The 22,800-nt window shown below is 57.0% G+C and carries 15 protein-coding genes; 11 read left to right on the forward strand and 4 right to left on the reverse strand.

What is annotated here, in order from left to right; genetic code table 11:
- Positions 1 to 197: 197 nt before the first annotated feature.
- Complete coding sequence (locus ACHZBS_RS16205) at positions 198 to 2,144, reverse strand: ASKHA domain-containing protein (RefSeq protein ID WP_319407559.1); 1,947 nt, start codon at positions 2,142 to 2,144, stop codon at positions 198 to 200.
- 10 nt (positions 2,145 to 2,154) lie between these two features.
- Positions 2,155 to 4,038 (reverse strand): GNAT family N-acetyltransferase, encoded by a 1,884-nt coding sequence (locus ACHZBS_RS16210; RefSeq protein ID WP_319407560.1) that lies wholly within the window; start codon positions 4,036 to 4,038, stop codon positions 2,155 to 2,157.
- 350 nt (positions 4,039 to 4,388) lie between these two features.
- On the opposite strand from ACHZBS_RS16210, the gene ACHZBS_RS16215 reads away from it, so the two are divergent.
- From ACHZBS_RS16215 to ACHZBS_RS16235, 5 genes are all read left to right on the forward strand, one after another.
- A complete protein-coding gene (locus ACHZBS_RS16215; RefSeq protein ID WP_319407561.1) occupies positions 4,389 to 4,922 on the forward strand; it encodes a TRAP transporter small permease subunit in 534 nt (177 codons plus the stop codon).
- Entirely contained in the window at positions 4,922 to 6,247 is a 1,326-nt protein-coding gene (locus ACHZBS_RS16220; protein ID WP_319407562.1) for a TRAP transporter large permease subunit, read from the forward strand. The genes ACHZBS_RS16215 and ACHZBS_RS16220 overlap by 1 nt, the downstream gene beginning before the upstream one ends.
- A gap of 141 nt (positions 6,248 to 6,388) precedes the next feature.
- Positions 6,389 to 7,531: a TRAP transporter substrate-binding protein gene (locus ACHZBS_RS16225; protein ID WP_319407563.1), complete on the forward strand. Its 1,143-nt coding sequence runs from the start codon at positions 6,389 to 6,391 to the stop codon at positions 7,529 to 7,531.
- Positions 7,532 to 7,651: 120 nt separating this feature from the next.
- Positions 7,652 to 10,471 carry an RNA polymerase-associated protein RapA gene (gene rapA, locus ACHZBS_RS16230; protein WP_319407564.1) on the forward strand — a complete coding sequence of 940 codons (2,820 nt, stop codon included), beginning with the start codon at positions 7,652 to 7,654 and terminating at the stop codon, positions 10,469 to 10,471.
- Positions 10,472 to 10,608: 137 nt separating this feature from the next.
- Positions 10,609 to 10,941: a PilZ domain-containing protein gene (locus tag ACHZBS_RS16235; RefSeq protein WP_319407565.1), complete on the forward strand. Its 333-nt coding sequence runs from the start codon at positions 10,609 to 10,611 to the stop codon at positions 10,939 to 10,941.
- Positions 10,942 to 10,945: 4 nt separating this feature from the next.
- On the opposite strand, the gene ACHZBS_RS16240 is transcribed toward ACHZBS_RS16235, so the two are convergent.
- Entirely contained in the window at positions 10,946 to 11,515 is a 570-nt protein-coding gene (locus ACHZBS_RS16240) for a hypothetical protein (protein ID WP_319407566.1), read from the reverse strand.
- A 239-nt stretch (positions 11,516 to 11,754) separates the two neighbouring features.
- Here ACHZBS_RS16240 and hrpA point away from each other — a divergent pair, with 239 nt between their 5' ends.
- The 5 genes from hrpA to ACHZBS_RS16265 all read left to right on the forward strand — a co-directional run bounded on the left by hrpA (position 11,755) and on the right by ACHZBS_RS16265 (position 20,262).
- Entirely contained in the window at positions 11,755 to 15,753 is a 3,999-nt protein-coding gene (hrpA, locus tag ACHZBS_RS16245; protein WP_319407567.1) for an ATP-dependent RNA helicase HrpA, read from the forward strand.
- Positions 15,754 to 16,245: 492 nt separating this feature from the next.
- The gene (locus ACHZBS_RS16250) at positions 16,246 to 16,803 is read left to right on the forward strand and encodes a hypothetical protein (protein ID WP_319407569.1); all 558 of its coding nucleotides are present in this window, start codon (positions 16,246 to 16,248) and stop codon (positions 16,801 to 16,803) included.
- A 639-nt stretch (positions 16,804 to 17,442) separates the two neighbouring features.
- Positions 17,443 to 18,453 carry a hypothetical protein gene (locus tag ACHZBS_RS16255; RefSeq protein ID WP_319407570.1) on the forward strand — a complete coding sequence of 337 codons (1,011 nt, stop codon included), beginning with the start codon at positions 17,443 to 17,445 and terminating at the stop codon, positions 18,451 to 18,453.
- A 287-nt stretch (positions 18,454 to 18,740) separates the two neighbouring features.
- Positions 18,741 to 19,715, forward strand: coding sequence for an endonuclease/exonuclease/phosphatase family protein (locus ACHZBS_RS16260; RefSeq protein ID WP_319407571.1), 975 nt, complete (start codon positions 18,741 to 18,743; stop codon positions 19,713 to 19,715).
- A gap of 43 nt (positions 19,716 to 19,758) precedes the next feature.
- The gene (locus ACHZBS_RS16265; protein WP_319407572.1) at positions 19,759 to 20,262 is read left to right on the forward strand and encodes a GNAT family N-acetyltransferase; all 504 of its coding nucleotides are present in this window, start codon (positions 19,759 to 19,761) and stop codon (positions 20,260 to 20,262) included.
- A gap of 115 nt (positions 20,263 to 20,377) precedes the next feature.
- On the opposite strand, the gene ACHZBS_RS16270 is transcribed toward ACHZBS_RS16265, so the two are convergent.
- Positions 20,378 to 21,265 carry a glycosyltransferase family A protein gene (locus ACHZBS_RS16270; protein WP_319407573.1) on the reverse strand — a complete coding sequence of 296 codons (888 nt, stop codon included), beginning with the start codon at positions 21,263 to 21,265 and terminating at the stop codon, positions 20,378 to 20,380.
- Positions 21,266 to 21,795: 530 nt separating this feature from the next.
- Between ACHZBS_RS16270 and ACHZBS_RS16275 the strand changes: the two genes are divergently transcribed.
- Positions 21,796 to 22,779 (forward strand): TAXI family TRAP transporter solute-binding subunit, encoded by a 984-nt coding sequence (locus tag ACHZBS_RS16275; RefSeq protein WP_319407574.1) that lies wholly within the window; start codon positions 21,796 to 21,798, stop codon positions 22,777 to 22,779.
- The last annotated feature ends 21 nt before the right edge of the window (positions 22,780 to 22,800 follow it).

Raw genomic sequence — 22,800 nt, forward strand, 5'->3', positions numbered from 1 at the left:
CTTCCCAAAGGCGGAAAACCAAGAATTATTCTTATAGGTTGAATGGTTTATTTGTCAATAGAGGAGTGGGATTAAATCCCAATTATTACTAGATTGCCTTCCGTACACGACGGGCATCGGCGGTCGTTAAAACACCTACTGAAATAACCGCTGTTATCCTTTATAGTTATGACCATATGCGCGTCAACCGGTCCCGGTCAGGATGGCTGCCGCCGCTGAGCCATCCGTTCCTTGAGCCGCGGAAACTGGTTGATGTCCGTGTGGGGCAAAAACAGGGCCGCCACATAATTATCCATGTATGAGGGGGTTTCGGACAGCTCGAAATTGGTCATGCTGCGGGTCACCTCCACCACATCCTTGCGGATCCGGTTGGTCAGGCTGCTCATCTTGGCCCCCAGGAGTGAGCTGTTGCCGATAAAGGTGACTTTCTCGGCATCGATCTCCGGCAGCAGTCCGATGGTGATTGCTTTTTCCAGGTCCACGTAGCTGCCGAAACCGCCGGCCAGGATGATGCGGTCGATGTCCTGCATGCTCATGCCCACCTCGGTCAGCAGGGTCATGCAGCCGCTGAAAATGGCCCCTTTGGCCCGGATCAGATTCTCGATATCGATTTCGGTAAGGGCGATGTCTCGGTCGATCTGAGTCTCGCCGGCCCAGGCCAGCACGTATTCCCACACCCCGTTGTCCTCGCGGATGCGGTTGGTGGACAGATCCCGGTTGAACTTGCCCAGATTGTTGATCAGGCCCAGTTCGAACATGACGGCGGTCATGATGATCAGGCCGGATCCGCAGATGCCCTTGGGGCGAACATTGCCGATGGTCATGAGCATGGGCTCCCAGGTGGCCGGATTCAGGGATAAATCCTCGATGGCGCCTCTGGCCGCCCGCATGCCGAATTTGATGCCGCCGCCTTCGAAGGCCGGTCCGGCGCTGCAGGCGGCGCAGGCCAGCCATTCCCGGTTGCCGATGACGATTTCGGCGTTGGTGCCGATGTCCATGAACAGGGTCAGCCGGTCGTCCAGGTACAGCCCCGACCCCATGACGCCGGCCACGATATCCCCGCCCACGTAACTGGAAACGGCCGGATAGACCAGGGCTGTGACGTGATCCCGCAGATTCATGCCGATATCGACCGCCCGGATGGGCGGGTAGAGGGTAGACGCCGGTACGTACGGGGAACGGCGAAGGTAGCGTGGATTGACCCGAAGCAGCAGCTGGGTCATTGTGGTGTTGCCGGCCAGGGTGATCGCGGCGATATCGTCCGGGTCCACCTTGGCGCGCTGCACGATTTTGCCGATGATGGTATTGATGGTTTCCGTAACCACCTGGTGGAGGCGGTCCAGTCCGCCTTCCTTTTCCGCAAAGACAATCCGGCTGATCACGTCTTCACCATAGCTGATCTGGCCGTTGAATTCACCGTGTTCGGAAAGGACCTCACCACTTTTCAGGTCGATGAGCTGGCCGTAAACCGTCGTGGTGCCGATGTCCATGGCGATGGCATAGTTGCGGGCGGCGGTGTTTCCGGGCTGGACGTTGATAATTTCGGTCTTGCCGCTGTCCATCACCGGGCGGGCCAGGGTGGCGGTGACCCGGAACCCGTCCTTGCGCAGTGCATCGGGAATCTTGCGGATCACCGGCAGGCTGACCGTCAGGCGGTGTTCGTCATGGTGCAGCTTCAGGTGGCTGACCAGCCGGGTGACATCGGGCAGGTGGTCCTGGTGATCGGGTTCGGGCAATTCAATGTAGATTTTTTCCACCGGCGGCAGAAACAGACCCTTTTCCTTCAGGTCGTTGAGATCCATCTGACGGATGCGGGCCGTTCGCCGCGGGACATAGTGCTGGCTGAAGACGCTGGCGTCGATGGCCGACTCCACCGGCACTCGGATGGTCACATCTTCGGTGATTGTCGACCGGCAGGCCAGGCGATAACCTTTTTCCCGGTCCGCCTGGTTCAGCTTCTCGCTGATGCCCCCTTCCACTTTGCCGGTTTCAACGATGACCCGGCATTTGCCGCAGACGCCCTCGCCGCCGCATGAGGCGTTGATGTGGACACCGGCCTCCATAGCCGCCCGGATCAGGCTTTCGCCGTCGTTTACCTTGATTTCGCGGTTATGGGGGAGAAATTTGATCGTATGGGTGGTCATGGATAATTCCTCAATTCATTTGTTTAAGATCGTCGAAACGGCAGCTCAAGGCGGCCATGCCGTCTTCCATGGCGGTGAACACGTTTACCGGCAGGCTGTTGAACAGGCTGATCATACCCTGGTTGTCGGGCGCCGTATAGGCGGTAAATCCGGCAATACCGTTGTCCCGGGCGCCTTCGAAGAGTTTTTTCATCAGCCGCCGGCCAAGCCCTTTCCCCTGCCAGACGCCGCTGACGGAAAAGGCCACCTCGGCTAGGTTGCAGGACGGGTCCAGCAGATACTCGCCGATGCCCACCACCTTGCCGAAGCCGAACTCGCCGACCACTGCCAGGATGGTGAGATTTTTGATGTAATCCACCTGGGAGACCGCTCCTACGTCGTCGGTGACAAAACTGGTCTTCTCGTGAAAAAAGCGCGAGACGATATCGTCTTTGTCCAGGGTGTAAAAATGCTCCTGGATCCGTCGTTCGTCAACCGGTTTGGCCGGGCGGATGGTTACCGTCTGGCCTTCAATTTCTAATGTCTCTTCCAGGCGGAGGGGATAAACGCCGTGCAGGGAGCCTTTCAACGTTCGCTCGGCGCCGATCAGGTTCATCTGTTTGGCCTGATGCAGCAGTTCGTCCCGAAAATCCGGGTGGGCGATGCTGATCATGGCCATGGCCCGTTCCTGAAGACTTTTACCGAACAGGTTCACGACGCCGAATTCGGTGGCCACGTAATGGACGTCGGCCCGGGGCACCACGACAGTCGTATCGCCCAGGATGGGAACGATGCGGCTTTTTTCCCCACTTGCGGCGGTGGCGGGAAGCATGATGATGCTTCGTCCCCCCTCGGACTGAAAGGATCCGCGAATGAAATCGAGCATGCCGGTGACACCGGAAAAGTTGTTGAACTCCAAGGCATCGGCTGCCACCTGGCCGGTCAGGTCCATGGCCATGGCAACGGACAGAGAGACCATCCGGTTGTGGGCGGCGATGATGCCCGGCGCGTTGACATAGTCCGACGGGTGAAATTCAATGGCCGGGTTGTCGTTGATGAATTCGTACAGGCTGGGAGACCCGATGGCGCTGCTGGCCACCATCTTTCCGTTGTTTACTCCTTTGCGGCGATTGGTGATCACCCCCCGGGCAGACAGGTGCATGATTTCGTTGGTCATGTATTGGGTATGAATGCCCAGGTCGTTTTTGTCCGACAGGGTCATCAAGGTGGCCTGGGGGGCCGTGCCCGGGCTGATCTGAAGCGTGGAACCATCCTCGATGAGCCGGGCAATCAGCCGGGATATGGTGTTGGCTGCCTCGGATTCGGGGACGGTCGGCAGGGTCAGGACGGGTTCCTGTTTTTCGACCACCAGGTGGACGTCGTTGACGTGAATGAAGCTGCGGCCCAGCACCCGGGGCATTTCCGGGTTCACCTGGACGATCACCAGATCCGCGGAAGTGGCCGCCGCCAGGGTAATATCCACGGAAACGCCCAGGCTCATCCAGCCGAAATCGTCGGGGGGTGTCGCCTGAATCAGGGCTACATGGACCGGCAGGCGCCGGCTCTTGAACAACCGGGGCACGGCGGACAGGTTCAGCGGGGTCAGAAAACGGGCCTGTTCGGCCAGGTGTCTGGATTTGGCCGACCCCATGTAAAAGGAACGGATGTTCAGGCGCTGGCCCCGAGAACGATGGGCGATCAGCGACAGCGGGGCGGTCTCCAGGGACATGAGCCGCACGATCTCCAGATCGGTGAACCAGGCGGTCGCTTCGGCCAGGGTTTTTACCAGATGCTGGGGTTCCCCGCAGGATGAGCCGATAAATACCCGCTGACCGGGCCGAATGTGCCCGATGGCATCTTCGGCCGTGCATCGTTTCTGCACGTAGCTGTCGGCCCAGTATAAATTCCCTGCCATCGACGCTCCTGTGCCCGTCGGACACCGATGCTCGATTCGATAGGCCCGACGGACGATCTCACCGGTTGTTTGAATGCCTGAACCGGATCGCGGTTTGAGCGTATATTCATAACGGGTCGCAGCGCCTTTATCAAGAAAAAGTCCTGGCGCAGCCCTCCTCCGGCAATCGGCGTGAGACTGGTTTGACGGAAACTGAATCCGATTCACTTTCTCTGTCTGTTGACATTGCGATGCATATATTGTAACGAGTTGAAGCTTTTAGCTATTTGTGTGCAACGCCGATCAAGTCGGCGGACAAACAGGCGGTTTAACGGAAACGCATTTTTTGCTGACTTTTTCAGGCGGTGTTCATGCTCAATTGGTTGAAGGTTTTCAGCGGCGTCATCGACAGGTTCAACGAAGCGGTGGGCCGTATGGTTTCCTGGGTCTCCCTGTTGCTGGTGCTGGTGGTTTTTGTGGATGTGGTCATGCGGTACCTGTTCAAGACCAGTTTTGTTTTTACCCAGGAACTGGAATGGCATCTCTTTGCCTTCATCTTCCTCATCGGCGCCGGCTACACCCTGCTTCACGACGGCCACGTGCGGGTGGATATCATCTACCAGCGCCTGGGGGTCAAGGGGCGGGCATGGATCAACTTCCTCGGCGTGATCTTTTTCCTCATCCCCGGGTGCTACCTGGTGATCAGCACGTCATGGCATTTTGTCAGCAACTCCTTTTCCATGCTGGAAGGCTCCCCGGACCCCGGGGGCATCCCCTTTCGTTTTATCGTCAAAGGAACCATGACCGTGGGGTATGTCCTATTGCTGCTCCAGGGACTCTCTATGGGGGTTCATGCGCTGCTGCAGATTCTGGGTGCTGAAACGGTTGAAGAGGAGAAGGCCTGATGGCGTACCTGCCCGCGTGGATGTTCCTGGCCCTGACGATCCTGCTGATGGTTGGTTTTCCGGTTACCTTCACCTTGATGGGGACCGCCATGTGCTTCGGCCTGATCGGCTTCGGCTGGTCCTTTTTCAACCTGCTGCCCCTGCGCATTTGGGGCGTGATGACCAATGTGACGCTGATTGCCGTGCCCCTTTTCGTCTTCATGGGGGTCATGCTGGAGCGCTCCGGCCTTGCCGAAGAGCTGCTGGACACCATGGGTCTGCTGTTCGGCCGCATGCGCGGCGGACTGGCCATTTCGGTGGTGGTGGTGGGTGCCCTGCTGGGGGCTTCCACCGGCATCGTGGGGGCGACGGTCGTGACCATGGGCCTGCTGGCCGTGCCAACCATGCTTCGTCGTGGCTATAACAAGGAACTGGCCACGGGCACAGTTGCCGCTTCCGGTACCCTGGGGCAGATCATCCCCCCCAGCATCGTTCTCGTCCTGATTGGCGACATCGTGGGGGTTTCCGTCGGTGAACTCTTTATGGGGGCGGTTCTTCCCGGGATGCTGTTAGTGGGGCTGTTTGTTGTTTACATCGGAATCATTTCCTGGCTGCGCCCCAAGTGGGCGCCGGCCATTCCCAAGGTCGAACTGGATGCCATTTCTCCCGGTCAACTGCTGGCCCGGGTGTCCAAAGCCATGTTTCCGCCCCTGTTTCTCATGGTGGCCGTGCTGGGCTCCATTTTTGCCGGCATTGCCTCCCCCACGGAGGCGGCTGCCGTAGGTGCCGTAGGTGCCACCCTTCTCACTGTGGCCAACCGTAAATTTTCCATGCAGATTCTCCAGGAGGTGATGCAGACCACGGTCCGCCTGACCTGCATGGTGTTCATCATCCTTTGCGGGGCGGCGCTATTCGGGCTAGTCTTCCGCGGGTTGGGCGGCGACGGTCTGGTGAGGGAGTTTCTGGGATCCCTGGCCCACAAATACAGCCATAACGTGGTCCTGGCCATCGTCATGGCGCTGATTTTCGTGATTGGTTTTTTCCTGGATTTTATTGAAATTACCTTCATCCATGTGCCGGTGCTGGCGCCCATCATGATCGAATTCGGCTTCGATCCGGTGTGGTTCTGTATCCTCATCGCGGTCAACCTGCAGACCTCGTTCATGACGCCGCCCTTCGGGTTCTCCCTGTTTTACCTGAAGGCAGTGACGCCGCCGGAAATTTCTACCGGTGATATATATAGGGGCATCATTCCCTTTGTCGTGGTTCAGATCATTGGTCTGGCCATCGTGGTCCTCTTTCCCCAACTGGCTACTTGGCTGCCGAAGGTTGTTTTCGGTCCTTGAAAAATGGACAATTTGATGCACACTCGCTTTGACAATTAAGTAAATGCTATGCAGCAAATCGGGTTTATACGGATTAAGCATTCGGGCCGTCGGCATTTATTGTGATGGATTTTCACTAACAACGCGCGTAAGGAGGAGATGATGAAAAGACGTGATTTTCTGAGAAAAGCAGGTTTGGGGGCAGCAGCGGCTGCTGTGGCGACAGCGGGTGTCGTCGGCTGCACGAAGAAGGAAGAAGATAAAAAGCCAAAAGCAGCAGCGGTTGTTACCAAAAAAACATACGAATGGCGTATGGTCACCACCTGGCCTCCCAAACTGCCGGTGCTACAGGACGGCTGCGAGCGTCTGGCCAAACGTATCGAAGAGCTCTCAGACGGCCGTATAAAAATTAAGGTGTTTGCTGCAGGTGAGCTGGTGCCGGCTCTGGAAAGCTTCCAGGCGGCTTCCGACGGCACCGTGGAAATGGGCAGCGGGGCCTCTTACTACTGGGCAGGCAAGGAGCCGGCTACCCAGTGGTTTGCCGCCGTGCCCTTTGGTATGAACGCCCAGGGCATGAGTGCTTGGTTTTACGGCGGCGACGGATTGAAGCTGTGGGAGGAAACTTACGCCCCCTTTAACCTGATTCCCCGTCCCGGCGGCTCAACCGGCGTCCAGATGGGCGGCTGGTTCAACAAGAAGATCGAAACCATCGACGACTTCAAAGGGTTGAAGATGAGAATCCCGGGCCTGGGCGGGAAAGTCCTGGCCAAGGCCGGCGGCACGGTCGTGCTGCTGCCTGGCGGTGAAATTTTTACCTCGCTGGAGCGAGGCGTAATCGACGCCACCGAATGGGTGGGTCCCCTGCACGACCTGCGCATGGGTTTCTACGAGGCCGCCAAATACTACTACTATCCCGGGTGGCACGAACCGGGTACCTACCTGGAATACTTCTTCAACAAGAAAGCCTACGAGAGTCTGCCCAAGGACCTGCAGAACATTATCGATGCCGCCTGCACCGAAACCGAGCACTGGGTGCTGGCCCAGTTCGAGGCCCTCAACGGCCAGGCCCTGCAGACCCTGATCAACGAAAAGAAGGTGCAGTTGCTCCAGTTTCCCGATAAAGTGCTGGATGACTTGCGTAAGCTGTCCGACGAGGTGGTGGCCGAGGAAGCCGCCAAGACCCCCATGGCTACCAAGGTCAACAACTCGTTCAAGGCCTTTCAGAAGGTGGTCGGCACCTGGGGCACCATCTCCGAGAAGGCCTATTACGACATTATTCAACCCAAGTTTCCCCTGAAGGGATAGTCGGCAATTTAGGAGGCCCGGGCTTCGGGCCGTCAACGATAGAAAATCAGACAAACACAATCGGTTCCGGTTCAATGCCGGAGCCGATTGTGTTTTTGTGCAGGAGCAGTCGTGGCATCGATGACCGAATTTGCGGTGGGCCAGCGCTGGGCCAGTGAAATGGAACCCGAACTGGGCGTCGGGATCGTCGATGCGATCGACGGCCGGCGGATTCACCTGAGATTCCCGAAAAGCGGCATTACCCGGGTATATGCAATAGAAAGCGCTCCGATCCGGCGAATTGTCTTTCATCCCGGCGATCGCATTCAGAGCGGGCGTGGCGAAACCATGACCATCGATTCGGTTGCCTCGGAAGGGGGACTGAATGTGTATCGGGGCCATGGCCTATGCCTGCGTGAAGACCGTCTGGCCGACACCCTGGTGCTCGACACCCCGAGAGAGCGGCTCATGGCCGGGCAGCGGGACCCGTCGACCCTTTTTGATCTGAGGTGCCGCGTCCTGCGCTACCGGCACCGCATGGCCCGGTCCCCGGTGTATGGATTCGTGGGTGGGCGGGTGGACCTGATTCCCCATCAATTCGCCATCGCCGCCGAGGTCAGCGACCGCCGCCTTCCGCGGGTGCTGCTGGCTGACGAAACCGGTCTGGGCAAAACCATCGAAGCCGGCCTTATCCTGCATCGATTGACCACCATCGGACGGATTCATCGGATCCTGACTATCGTTCCCGATGCCCTGGTGGTGCAGTGGTTTGTGGAACTGGCCCGCCGGTTCAATCTGCGGTGCCGCATTTTCGATGATGCGTTTATGGCGGCCGGGCCGCCTTCCACGGCCGGCGACAATCCCTTTTTCGAGGAACCATTGGGGCTCTGCGGCTTCTCCTTTCTGACAACGGCATCGCCTGCGCTGCGGTCTAACTTGACCGATGCCGGCTGGGATATGGTGCTCGTGGACGAAGCCCATCACATGCAGCCGGGGGGGCTCTTGTCCCGGCAGGTTAAAAAGCTGGCCGAAGCCGTTGAGCGCATTGTTCTGATTACGGCCACACCGGGACACCTGGCGGAACGGGGCCACTTTGCCCGGCTGCGCCTGCTGGATCCGGACCGCTATACCGATTACCGGCAATTCAAAACGGAAAGCCAGGCATTCGGTCAGGTGGCACGGATGGCCGAGGTGGTGTCTGATGGCGGCCATGCCGATCCGGATAACGTGAGGCGCCTTGCGAACCTGCTCGGCGCCCCAGCCCGCCAGATCAACGAAAAGCTGGCCCGAACCGCCGGCCGGCGGGAACTGATGCAGGCGCTCATCGATCGGCACGGCACCGGCCGGGTGATGTTCAAAAATACCCGGCGTACCGTGAGCGGGTTTCCCGGCAGGCGCGCGCGTCTGGTTCCCCTTGACATGGATGGCTCCGGGGACTTGATGCGCCGCCGGCTCAACCGGGAATTTATGCAGGATTGCGGATTGGAACCGGTAAACGGGGCCGCCTCTTTCAAAGACGATCCCCGGGTGGCCTGGCTGGAAGACTATCTGCGCAGCCATCGTGAAGAGAAGACGCTGCTCATATGCCGAACGGCCGGGAAGGTCAATGCCCTATACGAAGAACTGGAAAAACGCCTCAACATCAATGTCGCCCGCTACCACGAGGGGATGACCCTGGTGCAGCGGGATCGCAATGCCGCCTGGTTTTCCGAGCCGGGCGGTGCCGCCGTGCTGCTGTGTTCGGAGATCGGCAGCGAGGGGCGCAATTTTCAGTTTGCCCGCTGCCTGGTCCTTTTCGACCTGCCGCCGGATCCGGACTTGCTGGAGCAGCGCATCGGCCGCCTGGACCGCATCGGCCAGACCGGGGTGGTCCAGGTGCTGGTGCCGTTTGTCCGTGGAACCGGCGGGGAGATCCTGACGAGATGGTACCATGAAGCCCTCGACGCATTTGAAAAAAATGTGCCGGCCGCCGGCTGGGTGACCCACCGATTCTTGGGTGAATTGACGGCGCTTGGCGGCGACATGGACAGGAAAGAGGCGGTTTCCCGCCTGGACAGGCTGATCCGCTGCGGCCGGATCGCCGTCATGCGTCAGCAGCGCCGGATCGATTCGGGAAGGGATCGGCTCCTGGAACTGGATGCATTACCACCGGACAAGGTGGACCGTCTGATGGGTGCCATCCGGGAGGTCGATGGTGATCCCGATTTTACGGAATGGGTCGAGCGGCTGCTGGACGTCTGGGGAATTGTGATGGAGCCGATCACCGCTCACATCTATCGATTGCGCCCTGATCACCGCTATGCGGATCCGCTGCCGGGGTTCCGACCCTCGGGTCTGACGGTGACCACGGACCGTTCCATTGCCCTGGCCCGTGAAGATCTCGGATTCCTTACCTGGGAGCATCCGCTGGTAACCGGCGCCATGGAACTTTTCCTGGGCAGCGGGAAAGGAAATGCCGGTTTTGCCCACTGGGCTACAGCCGGGGAACCGGCATTCCTGCTGGAGATGGTATTCGTGGTGGAGGCGACCTCGAAGCCGGACCTTGACGTTGAGCGATACCTGCCCCCCACCCCGTTACGGGTGGTCGTGGATCACCACCTGAAAAATGGGGAGAAAGAGCTGCCCGAGGGGCTGTCGGAACTGCTCACCGAGGGTTCGGCCTCCCTTTTCGCCAAAATTTTTCCTGCTGTTTCCCACCGGATTCCGGATATGGTCGAGGCCGGCCGGGTGATGGCCCAGGCCTGGTTCCTGCCGGTCATCGAGGCGGCGTTTCAGGCGGCCGGCCAGGCGGGAGACGACGCCGTCAACCGTATCGAGGCGCTTTCCCGGGTGAATGCCGCTATTCGTGATCAGGAAATCAATGCGGTAAAACTGGAACGGGAGGCCATGCTGGCGGCGGTTTCGACGGCCCGGGTGAGACTCGATGCCATGCGCCTGATTGTGAAAGGAAAGGGGTTTTGACCGCCGGCGTTTCGATAACAGAAGGACAGCTTAAATCCGTTGCCAGCCGACTCTCCCCGATTTCGGGTTGGCTCTTGGAATTAAAGCCATGAAATGGTAAACATGCTCATCTACTAAAGGATCGCAGCGTATAACCCATGAATGGTCCATCGAATCAGAACCACCGCCGATTTCCCCGTCGGGCGGCGTTTATCATCGCGGAATACACCGTCAAGGAAGGGACGTTCCGGGAAATCATCAAGAATATCGGCGCCACAGGGGTTTTTATCCATACGTGGCGGCGAATCGCCGAGGACCAGTCCATTGAACTCAACTTTCCGGTTTTCGAATTTGAAAATCAACTTCGGGTCACGGGAAGGGTGGTTCGCAGCAGTCCGAAGGGATTTTCCGTGGTGTTCGATCAGCCGATTGACGGGTTGATCTGCAAGGAGGGTCATTTCCCCGAAATCGTCCATGAAAGCAATCGCTGAGCTGTCAATAATACAAGACGGCGTTGGCCTTGTTCACCTGAATCCGTTTTATTCCTTTGGGCAATTCATACCAGTCGCCGATACCTGACGATTCCGTTCGGTAAACCAACGCCGCCGTGTGGATAACGAAGTCCAGGACCTGCGGATTGACGGGTTGGCCGTTGAGCTGCAGGGAAACCAGATCGATACGGGCCGCCCCGCTCCGGGTCAGAAAAAGGCCCTTGAAATCAAATTCCAGACGGTCGCCCAGCAGCGTGTCCAGATTGAGCCGCTGCGCATCGAACCGGATTTTACCGCTGACAAGGTTGTGATCCAGCAGGTTCAGCGTCAGGCTGTCGCAAACCGGCTCCTTCTCCTGTGTCAGACGGTAGGCAATGTATGCGTTGAGCTCTTTCTCGGTCACCTGGGCGCTGAGCTCCTGCGTGTCGGATCGCGGGGGGTGCTCGGCGATGGTCCTGAGGATGTGCCTGACCTTGAGCGCATCCTTGGTCGTCTGATCGATGGCGCCAATCAGGAGCCCGGCACAACAAAAAACGGCGATCAATCCACGCCCGTACCCATAGTTCCTTGTCATCTTTTTTATGTCAACCTCCATGTATTGCTGAACCCTGCCTTGATGCCAGGCGAATCGCCTGCATGATAAACTTCATGAACAATTTACCAGATTGCATGAACCGGCACAATTCGGATTTACAGAACCACAGGGGGGAACCGATTGGCAGATAGCCGCCGGTAAAAAGGGTTGTAATCCTTTTTGGTCATGGTAGAAAAAGGCGCCACAAGCCCGTTGAACGCAGACGAACAGGACCCTTCGTGATCGACAAGCAAAAACAAATTGACCAATTCCGGACCCTGCTGAAAAAGACCATGCACAGTGATGCCATCGTCCTGCGCCGTGAACTGGAAAGGCTGGTGCGGTCCAGGAAAAAGCTGGAGGACGATGAGATTGCCCGACGCCTGAACGGTCTGGCACCAAAAATCCGTGACGCCGTTGCCAGAAGGAAGCGCCGCCGTGAAGGGGTCCCCCGATTTCAGGATCTGACCCATCTTCCCATTACCGAGGCCAAGGCGGCGATCGTGGACAGCATCCGCAACCATCCGGTGACCATCATTTCCGGTGAGACCGGATCGGGAAAAACCACCCAGATCCCCAAATTCTGCCTGGCTGCCGGGCGCGGCATCGACGGCAGGATCGCCTGCACCCAGCCCCGGCGCATTGCGGCCACCACGGTGGCCGCCCGCATCGCCGAGGAACTGGGAGAGGAACTCGGCCAATCGGTGGGCTACAAGATCCGCTTCCAGGACAAGACCGGCTCCGATGCGTACATCAAGGTGGTCACCGACGGGATTCTGCTGGCCGAAACCCAGGGTGATCCCTGGCTCAACGAATACGATACGATCATCGTGGACGAAGCCCACGAGCGCAGCCTGAACATCGACTTTGTCCTGGGCATCCTGAAACAGCTGGTCCACAAACGAAAGAACCTGAAGCTGATCATCACCTCGGCCACCATCGACACCGAGAAATTCTCCAGGGCATTCGACGATGCACCGGTAATCGAGGTGTCGGGACGGCTGTTCCCGGTGGAAACGCGCTATTTCTACCCCGATGACGACCCGGAGGACAAGGAGGACCGTACGCCCGTCGAGTTGGCGGCACTGGCCGTGGATGAGCTGGCGGCCCGCCGCACCCGCGGGGACATCCTGATCTTCATGCCCACTGAGCAGGATATCCGGGAAACCTGCGAGACCCTGGGCGGACGTCATTTTTCGCGGACCGAGATCCTGCCCCTGTTTGCCCGGCTCAGTGCCGGGGAGCAGCGCAAGGTGTTCGCCGGCAGCGCGGCCCGTAAGATCATCGTGGCCACCAACGTGGCCGAAACATCCATCACCATTCCGGGGATCAAGTACGTGATTGACACGGGGCTGGCGCGCATTTCCCAGTATGTGCCCCGGTCCCGGACCACCTCGTTGCCGGTGGTGCCGGTTTCCAGGAGCAGCGCCGATCAGCGCAAAGGACGATGCGGGCGCGTGGAAAACGGGGTGTGCATCCGTCTTTATACCGAGGAGGACTACGGCAGCCGGCCTCTGTTCACTCAGCCGGAAATCCTGCGCTCCAACCTGGCCGAGGTCATTCTGCGCATGATTGCGCTGAAGCTCGGAAACATCGCCGATTTCCCATTCATCGACCGGCCGGCTGAAAGAAGCATCCAGGACGGATTCGACCTGCTGTTCGAACTGGGCGCCATCGTCCGCCCGGAAGGAAATCGCAGCGGCGGCGGGGTATACCGGTTGACGGAAAATGGCCGCACCATGGCCCGCCTGCCCATCGATCCGCGCCTCTCGCGAATGCTCATCGAAGCCCGCAGGGAAGGCTGCCTCAACCCTGTGGTCATCATTGCCGCGGCCCTCAGTATCCAGGATGTGCGCGAGCGGCCGCTGGACAAAGAGGCCCTGGCCGACCAGGCCCACCGGCAGTTTGTGGACCCGCTCTCCGACTTTGTCACCGTGCTCAACATCTGGCAGGCGATCCATGATGCCGGCAGCCGGCCCGGCAGCATGAACGAATTGAAGAAGTTCTGCCGGCAGCATTTCCTCTCTTTCCGGCGCATCCGCGAATGGCGGGATATTCACGGCCAGATCAAATCCGTACTGAAGGAGCAGCGGTTCGGTCCCCTGGAAAGCAGCGGGCAGGTCCTTGAGGATATTCCGGCGGGCGGCCAGGCTGACGACGGGTCGTTCCATCCCCTGTATGCCGCCATTCACCGCGCCATCCTGAGCGGATTCTTGTCCAACATCGCCATGAAAAAAGAAAAGGTATTCTTCCGGGCATCCAAGGATCGCGAAGTGATGCTTTTCCCCGGTTCGGGCCTTTTCAAGAATCCGGGCAACTGGATCGTGGCGGCGGAAATGGTGGAGACCTCGCGCCTGTTCGCCCGCAAGGCGGCGGTGATTGACGTGGCCTGGCTGGAGCCGTTGGGCGGCGACCTGTGCCGGGCCACCTGGTCCGACCCGCACTGGGAACGCAGCCGCGAAGAGGTGGTGGCCAGGGAGCAGGTGACCCTGTTCGGCCTGCCCATCGTCGCGGACCGGCGCGTGGCCTTCGGCCGCATCGATCCCCGGCAGGCGTCGGACATCTTCGTCCGCAGTGCATTGGTGGAAGGGGACGTGAAACAGCCGCTGGGGTTCATGCGCCACAATGCCGACCTGGTGGAAGAGGTGCGCCATATGGAGGACCGCATCCGCCGCCGGGATATCCTGGTGGACGACGAGGTGCTGGTGGCCTTTTACCAAGAGCGGCTTCCCGGCGTGTCCGACATGCGGACTCTCAAGCACTTCATCCGCAAGCAGGGCGGGGACGGATTTCTGCGCCTGGACCGGGAGATGCTGATCCACTACCTGCCGGACGAGGGTGTGCTGGAACAGTTTCCCCGCCGGCTGGACCTGGGCCACCGGGTGCTGGACTGCGACTATGCCTTCGATCCGGGAGCGGAAACCGACGGCGTCACCGTCACTATCCCCGCCGAATCCACCGGAGATGTCCCCCGCGAGCAGCTGGACTGGCTGGTGCCGGGCCTGCTGGCCGAGAAGATTACCGCGCTGATCAAAGGACTGCCCAAAACCTGCCGGGTCAAGTTGGTGCCGGTGGCCGACACGGTGCAGACCATCCTCCGCGAGATGCCGCGGGGCCGGGAAAGCCTGCCTACCGCCCTGAGCCGCTTTCTTTTCAAACGGTTGCAGGTGGATGTCCCCGCAGCGGCCTGGCCCGTGGACGACCTGCCGGACCACTTGAAAATGCGCCTGGCCATTACCGACGCCAAGGGGAAGGTGGTGGCCAGCGGGCGGGACGACCGCCTGTTGGACCGGGCCCCGAAGAAGCCGGCCCTTCCGTCGGGCTTGGGCGGCCTGAAGCGTAAATGGGAGCGCGATGGCATCATCGGATGGGATTTCGGGGACCTGCCCGACGTGCTGACCGCCGACGACAGCCGGGGAACGCCGTGGCGCATCTATCCCCGGCTGGCGGTTATCGGTGAGGATGTCGGTATCAGACTGTTCACCGATTCGAAGGCGGCGGACGTGGCCCACACCGCCGGGGTGGCGGCGCTGCTGGCCCGCCAGTTTGCCGACGACGTCAAACACCTCAAAAAGAACCTCAAACTGCCGGCCCTGCTCAAGCGACAGGTCAACTATTTCGGGGGGATGGCGGCTGTCGAGGCGCAGCTTTTCCAGTGCGTCACCCGCGAGCTGTTCGCGGTGAACCTGCTGACGGAGGCCCAATATGACGCCCACGTCGAAAAGTTGATCGGCATGCGGGTGCACCAGTGCGGCCGGGACCTGTGCGATGCGGTCGTGGCCGTCATCGAGGCCCACCACGAAGCGCAATGCCGGATCATGGAAATCGAGCAGAAACGCATCGCCGCACCGGTGGTGGGGCATTTCCTTCAGACCCTCAAGGATGAGCTGGCCCGCCTGGTGCCCGACAATTTTGTTTCGCTTTATGACCGGGAGCGCCTGTCCCACCTGGTTCGCTACCTGAAGGCTATCTCCATCCGCGTGGAGCGCGGCATCACCGATCTGGAAAAGGACCGTGTCCGGCAAGCCCTGGTGGAGCCTTTTACGGAGCAGCTGGGCCGCATGCTCGCATCCATGGATGCCGCGACCTCCGCTGAAAAGCGGGCGGCCGTCGAAGATTTCTTCTGGACCATCGAGGAGTACAAGGTTTCGGTGTTCGCCCAGGAGGTGGGCACCGACGGGCCGGTGTCGGCCAAGCGACTGAAAAAGAGGATTGGTGAGATCGAGCGGATGGTATGAAATAGGGGTTGAAGATTCGAGGATTCGAGGGGTATAGGGGCTTGTACCGAGGATTATCATTGATGGAAAAGAAAACTGAGCGAACAAGCTCATCCACTCGTACCAGTTAAACGCGACAATATCTATTGACGAGGAGTTGTCGTCAGTGCGATGAATTGTCCGTTAATGAGTAACTTTATGCCTTTAATTGAGTATAGTTATCGATATATAGTTGCTTGCCGAAAGTCGTCTTAAATCTGAGATCATAAAATCTCGCATAACATCACACTTGTGTGGGACGGCTCATACCTCTCCGCCCCCCAAGGTAGCGTTTGGCTGAAAATTAAAAAGCCTTGCCAAAGAGAGATCCGGTTATGACAATTAAGAAGACCTCCAGGGATTCACCGGGTGTTGATAAGGGACTGGTGGCAATGTTTCTCAAGATGTCCCCGGAAGAGCGCTTACGGGCCAATGATAACGCGGCCCGTACCATTAAGGAGTTAAGGGATGCCTATGAGCAACAAAGAAAAGGCGACTGGTCCAGACCTGAGCGCAGTACTTGAAGGACTTATAAAAGCTGAGATCAAGTTTATTCTGGTCGGTGGCCTCGCCGCCGTTGTTCAGGGCGCTCCCGTGACTACAATGGATGTCGACATCGTCCATCAACGATCTTCCGAAAATATCGCCAAGCTTCTTTTATTTCTCAAGTCAATTGATGCCGTTCATCGTCGTCCGGACGACAAAATCATTGAACCGACGGAGCAGGACATTTCCGGAGACGGCCACGCCCTATATTCTACCCGGTTCGGCCCCCTTGACGTGCTTGCTGTTATTGAACAGGGGAAAACCTATGATAATCTGCTTGATTACACAGTGGATGTTAAATTCAGAGGCCATTCGATAAAAGTCCTTGATCTTGAGATGATAATCGAACTGAAAAGAACTTCAAAAAACTCCAAAGATAAACAACAACTACCAGTCCTTGAAGAAACACTGAGGCAACTCCGGGAAATGACCGGGACCGGCCTGGCAACAGGAAGAACGAACCTTAAAAATGACGAAAACGAATAGTTTTCCCACCGAACCTCTATATGTCCTCAGTTATCAGGATTAACTTCCCGGCAAAAGGTCCTTTGACTATCAGCCTGCCGCCTTAAGACGGCTTCAGAATATATTTCGGTTCCCTTATCCCGGCGCAGTCAAAGCAATCAGCTCATCCGCCAGGGCGGATGGAACGTAAGGGGGTCATTCGGGAACCGTAGCCACCCGATCATTTGCTCCGGGAGTTTCCGGGCACAATCTAATTGACCTTTATCGTAAAATCGATTTAGGTATATCCATTCCCCGGTTTTTCTGTACATTTTCTGGCTATAGGTCGACCATTGGGTACATAACAAAGAGCTTCAGGTTCTCAGGCTGCCCTGTTTGTGCTTGCGAGGTTGGCTTTGCAGGCTGACCATATTGGCGGTCGAGGCATGGCTATGGGAAAAAGTTTTCTGCATAACAATCATGCACGTAATTATACAGTTAGAAAATTGCAAATACGCATTTGAACCGCATTCGATTGATTTATTTTGATCCGCTATATTTTTGATCTCCAGCTAACGTGAACATAAGATTCACTCGCATTTTCCCTCCTGATACTGTTCCGGGACCAGCTTTTTGTAACGTTTCGTTTCTTCATAAACCCCATCAAACAGGAGGATCATCATGAAAAACGTCAATCGGCATATTATCTTTGGGGCAGTCATTCTGCCCATCGTTCTGATGACGTTTTACGGTGTCGCATTGCCGAATGCGGAAGGCAATGAATGCCAGGGCGTGGATACCGTTCAGGCAAACTGCCCGAATGTGCATGTCGAAGTAAGACCCGCCTATTTACCGTACAGCCCGGCGGATCACACGTATGTCAAATTCACTGAAGGAGATGGCCGCTGGGAGAGTTTCCCATGTTTTGGAAAGTGCACGGGGGGAGAGATTTTGTCGGACACAGAATCGCTCATTTTTGAAGATAATAAAAAGATCGTCAAATACATGGCAAGTAACAAACCCTGTCGCTGGCCAAAACTTTATTACCTGGCAATCGGGGTGTGCCATCAACTCGCAAATCGAAGTTTATTCCATACCGGAAAGACTGTAAAGAACGCCCGGATGTACTGGTGGTCCTCCTTTTTCTACTACACTTACGGAGACTGTTTCTGGCCCTTGAAACAGTATTGCTTCGACAACTGCCGGGAAGCCTCCGCAGCACTCGGCCCCTGGCAACCTGGAATCCCGCCGGGATGTGGCCCATCCATGTCAGAGAAACGCACCCCTGCCAAACCGGACGATGAGTGTCTTTTGTATGCCAAACATTTCGGAACATTGAAAGGAGTCAAGGATTCCGATGGTATGAAAGCGCTATTTAAAAGCTATCGGAATGACCTTTTTGACCTTTTTTACATGCAACGGGTAGGCGACAGAACCAAGGGCAATTACCTGCCTATCCTGCTTAAAGGGCATGATGAGTTGCTTATAGGCAAGGAAGCGCTTGATAAGCGCCTTCTTAAGATGGATAAATTGGATAAGGATAGTGAGATTATTCAAGCATACAATAAGTTGTTTAACGACACCCTGTCCACTCTAAGTGATAGATTGCCTCCTGATATTTATGCACAGTTCTTTGGGTTGCAAAAAGGACAGGTTGTTGATGTGGGATGGTTTTTACCGAGTGATGAGTGAATGAACAGGGCAGGAGGGTCATAAATATATGAACACAATATTGAATCAGAAAAACCATTATTAACAGAGCCAATTTCAAAGCGCCCCATTTCGCCCACTATCGGCGTTGGGCTCACATTTCAATCCTCGACGCAGCGCGTCTGCGCCTGCGGGTGAAATGATCGTCCGCCTTGATTTTGACCGAATCAAGACGTTTTGAAACAGGCTCAACATTTTTGGACATCCCGCCTTTGCTCCCGAATTACCAAGACACCCAAGAAATGTTGCGGGATGAAAAGGAGGCTTCAATGAAAGTTACTGTTGGCACTTTTAACTTGAACAACCTGTTTTCGCGGTTCAACTTCGACGGAGCAATAACTGAACTCAAAAAGCCGGGTGCCACATCAGCGATGACGATCAGGTACGAGTTCACCGACCAAGAAAACTATCGGATCAGGACCTTTATGGGCAAACTCGTCATTGCCAAAAAAGAGGCGGACATAGAGACGATCGCCAAAAGGATCCTGGCCATGAATGTCGACGTATTAGCCGTCCAGGAAGTCGAAGACATCGACATCCTAAAAGCCTTCAACTCGCAATATTTAGGCAACCTGTACCCATACCGTGTCCTGATCGAAGGCAACGACCCAAGATTCATCGACGTAGGAATCCTCTCAAAGATGCCCATAGGGGCGGGCACGTCGCATCAAACCGCTGTACACCCACAAGCCCAGACGAAACCGGTGTTCGGCCGCGACCTCCTCGAAGCCGAAATACTGAACCAGAACCGGACCAGGAAATTGTTCACGCTTTACAACAACCACCTCAAAAGCCACTTCGGCGACGACGACAACAGCGGCCAGGGAAAAACGGGCAACGATACGCGGCGCCAACAGCAAGCGGAAATGATACGAACCATCGTTTCGTCGAGACAAAACAAGAACGCGAAATACGTGATTGTCGGAGACATGAACGACCCGCCGGACTCAGCGCAACTTCAGGCGATGCTTACCATCGACGGCAACCCAATAGTGAACGCGCTTACCAACCCGGCAGAGACGAGGCCAGCCAAAAAGGAAACAGTCGGCCCGGGACCGCAAACCACCGCCTGGACATATCGCCACAAAGCGTCCGGGCAACCACCGACCCACTCGCTCTACGACCAAATATGGTTGAGCCCGGCAATCGCGCCGGCGCTCCAAGGAGCAACCATTGATCGACGCACCACGCACGGAGGGGACGGCAGCGATCACGACCCGGCATGGATAGAGTTAGACCTGTGAAGCAGAAATGAAGAAGGACGGTTTCCCGAAAGAGATGTTGATTATGCCGAAAAGGGTTGTGACCGAGATGATCGATTTCGTGATTCGTTCAATCGTACCGGATGACGCAGAGGCGATAGCCATGCTGTGGCTGTTGTGTACGGCAGAGGTTGCCGAGAACGAACCTATTTTCTCGCCGAATGTATCTGCGGAGGCACTTGCGGAAACGCTGCGCACCGAGTTCAATGCGGGAACCCGATTCGGGTGGATCGTTGAGGTGGGCGGCGGGTTGGCTGGATATGTGACATGCCAGGTCCAGGAGGAGGTTCCCGTTTTTTCGCCCCGCAAGTACATTTATGTCAACGATCTCGATGTGGCCCCGGCATACAGGCAGCGAGGCCTCAGTCGGGTGTTGATGCAGGAGGTGACGCAATATGCCCGATCGCAGGGGATTCATCGATTGGAGCTGGGTGTTGTCTGGGGGGACCCACGATCCCGCCGTGTCTGGGAAAGACATGGATTCAAACCCCATATCCTATACCTGCACAAAGACCTTGAACCGCGATAGCCAGGGCATTCCGCGCAGCGTGCCGCGGGGAGGGTTCAATCAATCTGTTGTCTATCGTGAAGGGACGCCGCTTTAACAGCTAACTGCGGTAAAAAGGACTTGACGCGTCCTTGAGCTATCCACTCGAATTTTTGAATCCTCGACCCCTTGAACCCTTTTCGTACCTTTCCCCCAGCTGCTCAAAATGCGCGGCTTCCTCCATCCTCCCCCGCTTTCGGCATCCCTGGGCGTAGATGGTGCATTTGTTTTTCAACATGGTGATTGCCGCCTCACGCTGTTCAAAGGAAAGGACATTGCTGCCCAGCAGGCGGGTGATGGATTGAATCCGGTATTTGTCCAGCTCGGGCATGCGCGACAACTGGTCTTCATGCCCGCCCCGCTTGACGATCAGCGGTCGGTCGATGAGATGAATGGGGTGCTTCCAGGCGACGCGCAACCACAGGTCGTAATCCTCGCAGGCGGGCAGGGATTCATCGAAGAGGCCCACCTCGTCGAGCAGCGACCTTCTCATCATCACCGCCGACGGGCTCACCAGACAAAGCGCCAGGCTTCTTTCGAAGATCATGCCGGCTTCCTTGCGATGGCGTTTGCCGGGGTTGACGCGCACGCCGTTGCGAATCCAGGTCTCTTCGGTCTGGCAGATCAGGGCGTCGGGGTTGGCTGTGAAAAAGGCCACCTGGGCGGTCACTTTTCCCGGCAGCCAGGCATCGTCCGAATCCAGCAGGGCGATCAGTTCTCCGGTAGACGCCCGGATACCGGCGTTTCTGGCCGCACTGACGCCCTGGTTCTCCTGCCGGATGATATGCAGACGATCACCGAACGCCGAAAGCAGTTGCGGTGTCTCATCCGTTGAGCCGTCATCGACAACGACCAGCTCGAGATTGCCGTAATCCTGATCGAGCACCGAGTCGACGGCATGTTTGAGGATCCATCCCCGGTTGTAGGTAGGAAGGACAACGCTGACCCTGTTTTCTGGCGGTGTGTCGAGGGGTTTTTGGGTCATCGGTTTTCCCAGTGGATGTTCCACTTTTCCAGCTTGACCCTACCCGGCGGAGCTGACGATAGGGTCAAAATTTGAAAGTCACTTCGACCTGCTCTCGCTTTGAAAGATGCAGGAAATTATTTCAAGGTTGATGAATTAATCAAATTCACTTATATTATCTTTAATTCTTGTACAAGTAATACCCGTTCGGTTTTTCTTTGCGACTACCGTTAAAATCGGAATTTCTCAACGACCACGAAATATGTGGGGGCTGCACACCGCTCGTTAAAATTCAGGTGTCACAAGCCTTGCCTCGTTGCAGGTCCAGGAAACTATAGGCCTTTTTATTACTGAATCGATTTTGCATACCCATCCCGATAACCCATGCTGGCGGTGCTTTCCGTTTTTTTTGCAAAAGTCTGATAAGCTCTCGGACGGCACCGATGTTCTGTTGATAACAGTCTTGTAGAGGAGGGAAAAAACAAAAGCGTCATTGCCTGCCCACTTGTTTAAACCGGTCACTATTGTTGACCCAACCAAAGGAGGTTCGGATGAAGAGATCATTACTTGTCATTACTGCCCTGTTTTTTGGCCTGTCCCTCGTAGTCGGCTTCGGTCCTGCACCAGCACAGGCGGAAGGCACTTTCGTTACCATCGGCACCGGCGGCGTTACCGGCGTTTACTATCCCACCGGCGGCGCTATCTGCCGCCTGGTGAACAAGGCCCGGAAAGAGCACGGCATCCGCTGTTCGGTTGAGAGCACCGGCGGTTCGGTTTACAATCTTAACGCCATCCGGGCCGGCGAACTCGACATGGGCGTGGCCCAGTCCGATTGGCAGTACCATGCCTATCACGGCACCAGCAAATTTGCCGATGCCGGCCCTAACAAGGACCTGCGGGCTGTTTTCTCGGTTCACCCGGAACCCTTTACCGTCGTGGCCCGGGCTGACTCCGGGATTAAGACCTTCGCCGATCTGAAGGGCAAGCGCGTCAACATCGGCAACCCCGGCTCGGGACAGCGCGGCACCATGGAAGAGTTGATGGCAGCCATGGGATGGACCAAGGACGACTTCAAACTGGCTTCCGAGCTGAAACCCGACGAACACTCCAAAGCCCTGTGTGACAACAAAATCGATGCCTTCGTTTACACGGTGGGGCATCCTGCCGGCAACATCCAGGAGGCTTGCTCCTCGTGCGACGTGGTGCTGGTGGACGTATCGGGTCCGGTTGTAGACAAGCTGGTCAAGGAGAACCCTTACTATCGCTATGCAACCATTCCCGGCGGGATGTACCGCGGTACGGACAAGGACGTCCATACCTTCGGTGTGGGCGCCACCTTCGTGTCCTCGGCCAAGGTTCCCGATGAGATCATTTACAACGTGGTCAAGGCGGTCTTCGATAACTTCGACGAATTCAAGAAGCTTCACCCGGCCTTTGCCGTACTCAAGCAGGAGGAGATGGTCAAAGACGGCCTATCGGCTCCCCTGCATGCCGGTGCACTTAGATATTACAAGGAAGTCGGCCTGATCAAGTAAGACGTCCGGCGGCACGCGCAC

The organism is uncultured Desulfosarcina sp. (assembly GCF_963664155.2).
Lineage (GTDB): Bacteria > Desulfobacterota > Desulfobacteria > Desulfobacterales > Desulfosarcinaceae > Desulfosarcina.

Excerpts from the sequence above, each read along its gene's own strand:
- ACHZBS_RS16205 (WP_319407559.1), bottom strand. The coding sequence starts at position 2,144 with ATGACCACCCATACGATCAAATTTCTCCCCCATAACCGCGAAATCAAG.
- ACHZBS_RS16210 (WP_319407560.1), bottom strand. The coding sequence starts at position 4,038 with ATGGCAGGGAATTTATACTGGGCCGACAGCTACGTGCAGAAACGATGC.
- ACHZBS_RS16215 (WP_319407561.1), top strand. The coding sequence starts at position 4,389 with ATGCTCAATTGGTTGAAGGTTTTCAGCGGCGTCATCGACAGGTTCAAC.
- ACHZBS_RS16220 (WP_319407562.1), top strand. The coding sequence starts at position 4,922 with ATGGCGTACCTGCCCGCGTGGATGTTCCTGGCCCTGACGATCCTGCTG.
- ACHZBS_RS16225 (WP_319407563.1), top strand. The coding sequence starts at position 6,389 with ATGAAAAGACGTGATTTTCTGAGAAAAGCAGGTTTGGGGGCAGCAGCG.
- rapA (WP_319407564.1), top strand. The coding sequence starts at position 7,652 with ATGACCGAATTTGCGGTGGGCCAGCGCTGGGCCAGTGAAATGGAACCC.
- ACHZBS_RS16235 (WP_319407565.1), top strand. The coding sequence starts at position 10,609 with ATGAATGGTCCATCGAATCAGAACCACCGCCGATTTCCCCGTCGGGCG.
- ACHZBS_RS16240 (WP_319407566.1), bottom strand. The coding sequence starts at position 11,515 with ATGACAAGGAACTATGGGTACGGGCGTGGATTGATCGCCGTTTTTTGT.
- ACHZBS_RS16250 (WP_319407569.1), top strand. The coding sequence starts at position 16,246 with ATGAGCAACAAAGAAAAGGCGACTGGTCCAGACCTGAGCGCAGTACTT.
- ACHZBS_RS16255 (WP_319407570.1), top strand. The coding sequence starts at position 17,443 with ATGAAAAACGTCAATCGGCATATTATCTTTGGGGCAGTCATTCTGCCC.
- ACHZBS_RS16260 (WP_319407571.1), top strand. The coding sequence starts at position 18,741 with ATGAAAGTTACTGTTGGCACTTTTAACTTGAACAACCTGTTTTCGCGG.
- ACHZBS_RS16265 (WP_319407572.1), top strand. The coding sequence starts at position 19,759 with ATGCCGAAAAGGGTTGTGACCGAGATGATCGATTTCGTGATTCGTTCA.
- ACHZBS_RS16270 (WP_319407573.1), bottom strand. The coding sequence starts at position 21,265 with ATGACCCAAAAACCCCTCGACACACCGCCAGAAAACAGGGTCAGCGTT.
- ACHZBS_RS16275 (WP_319407574.1), top strand. The coding sequence starts at position 21,796 with ATGAAGAGATCATTACTTGTCATTACTGCCCTGTTTTTTGGCCTGTCC.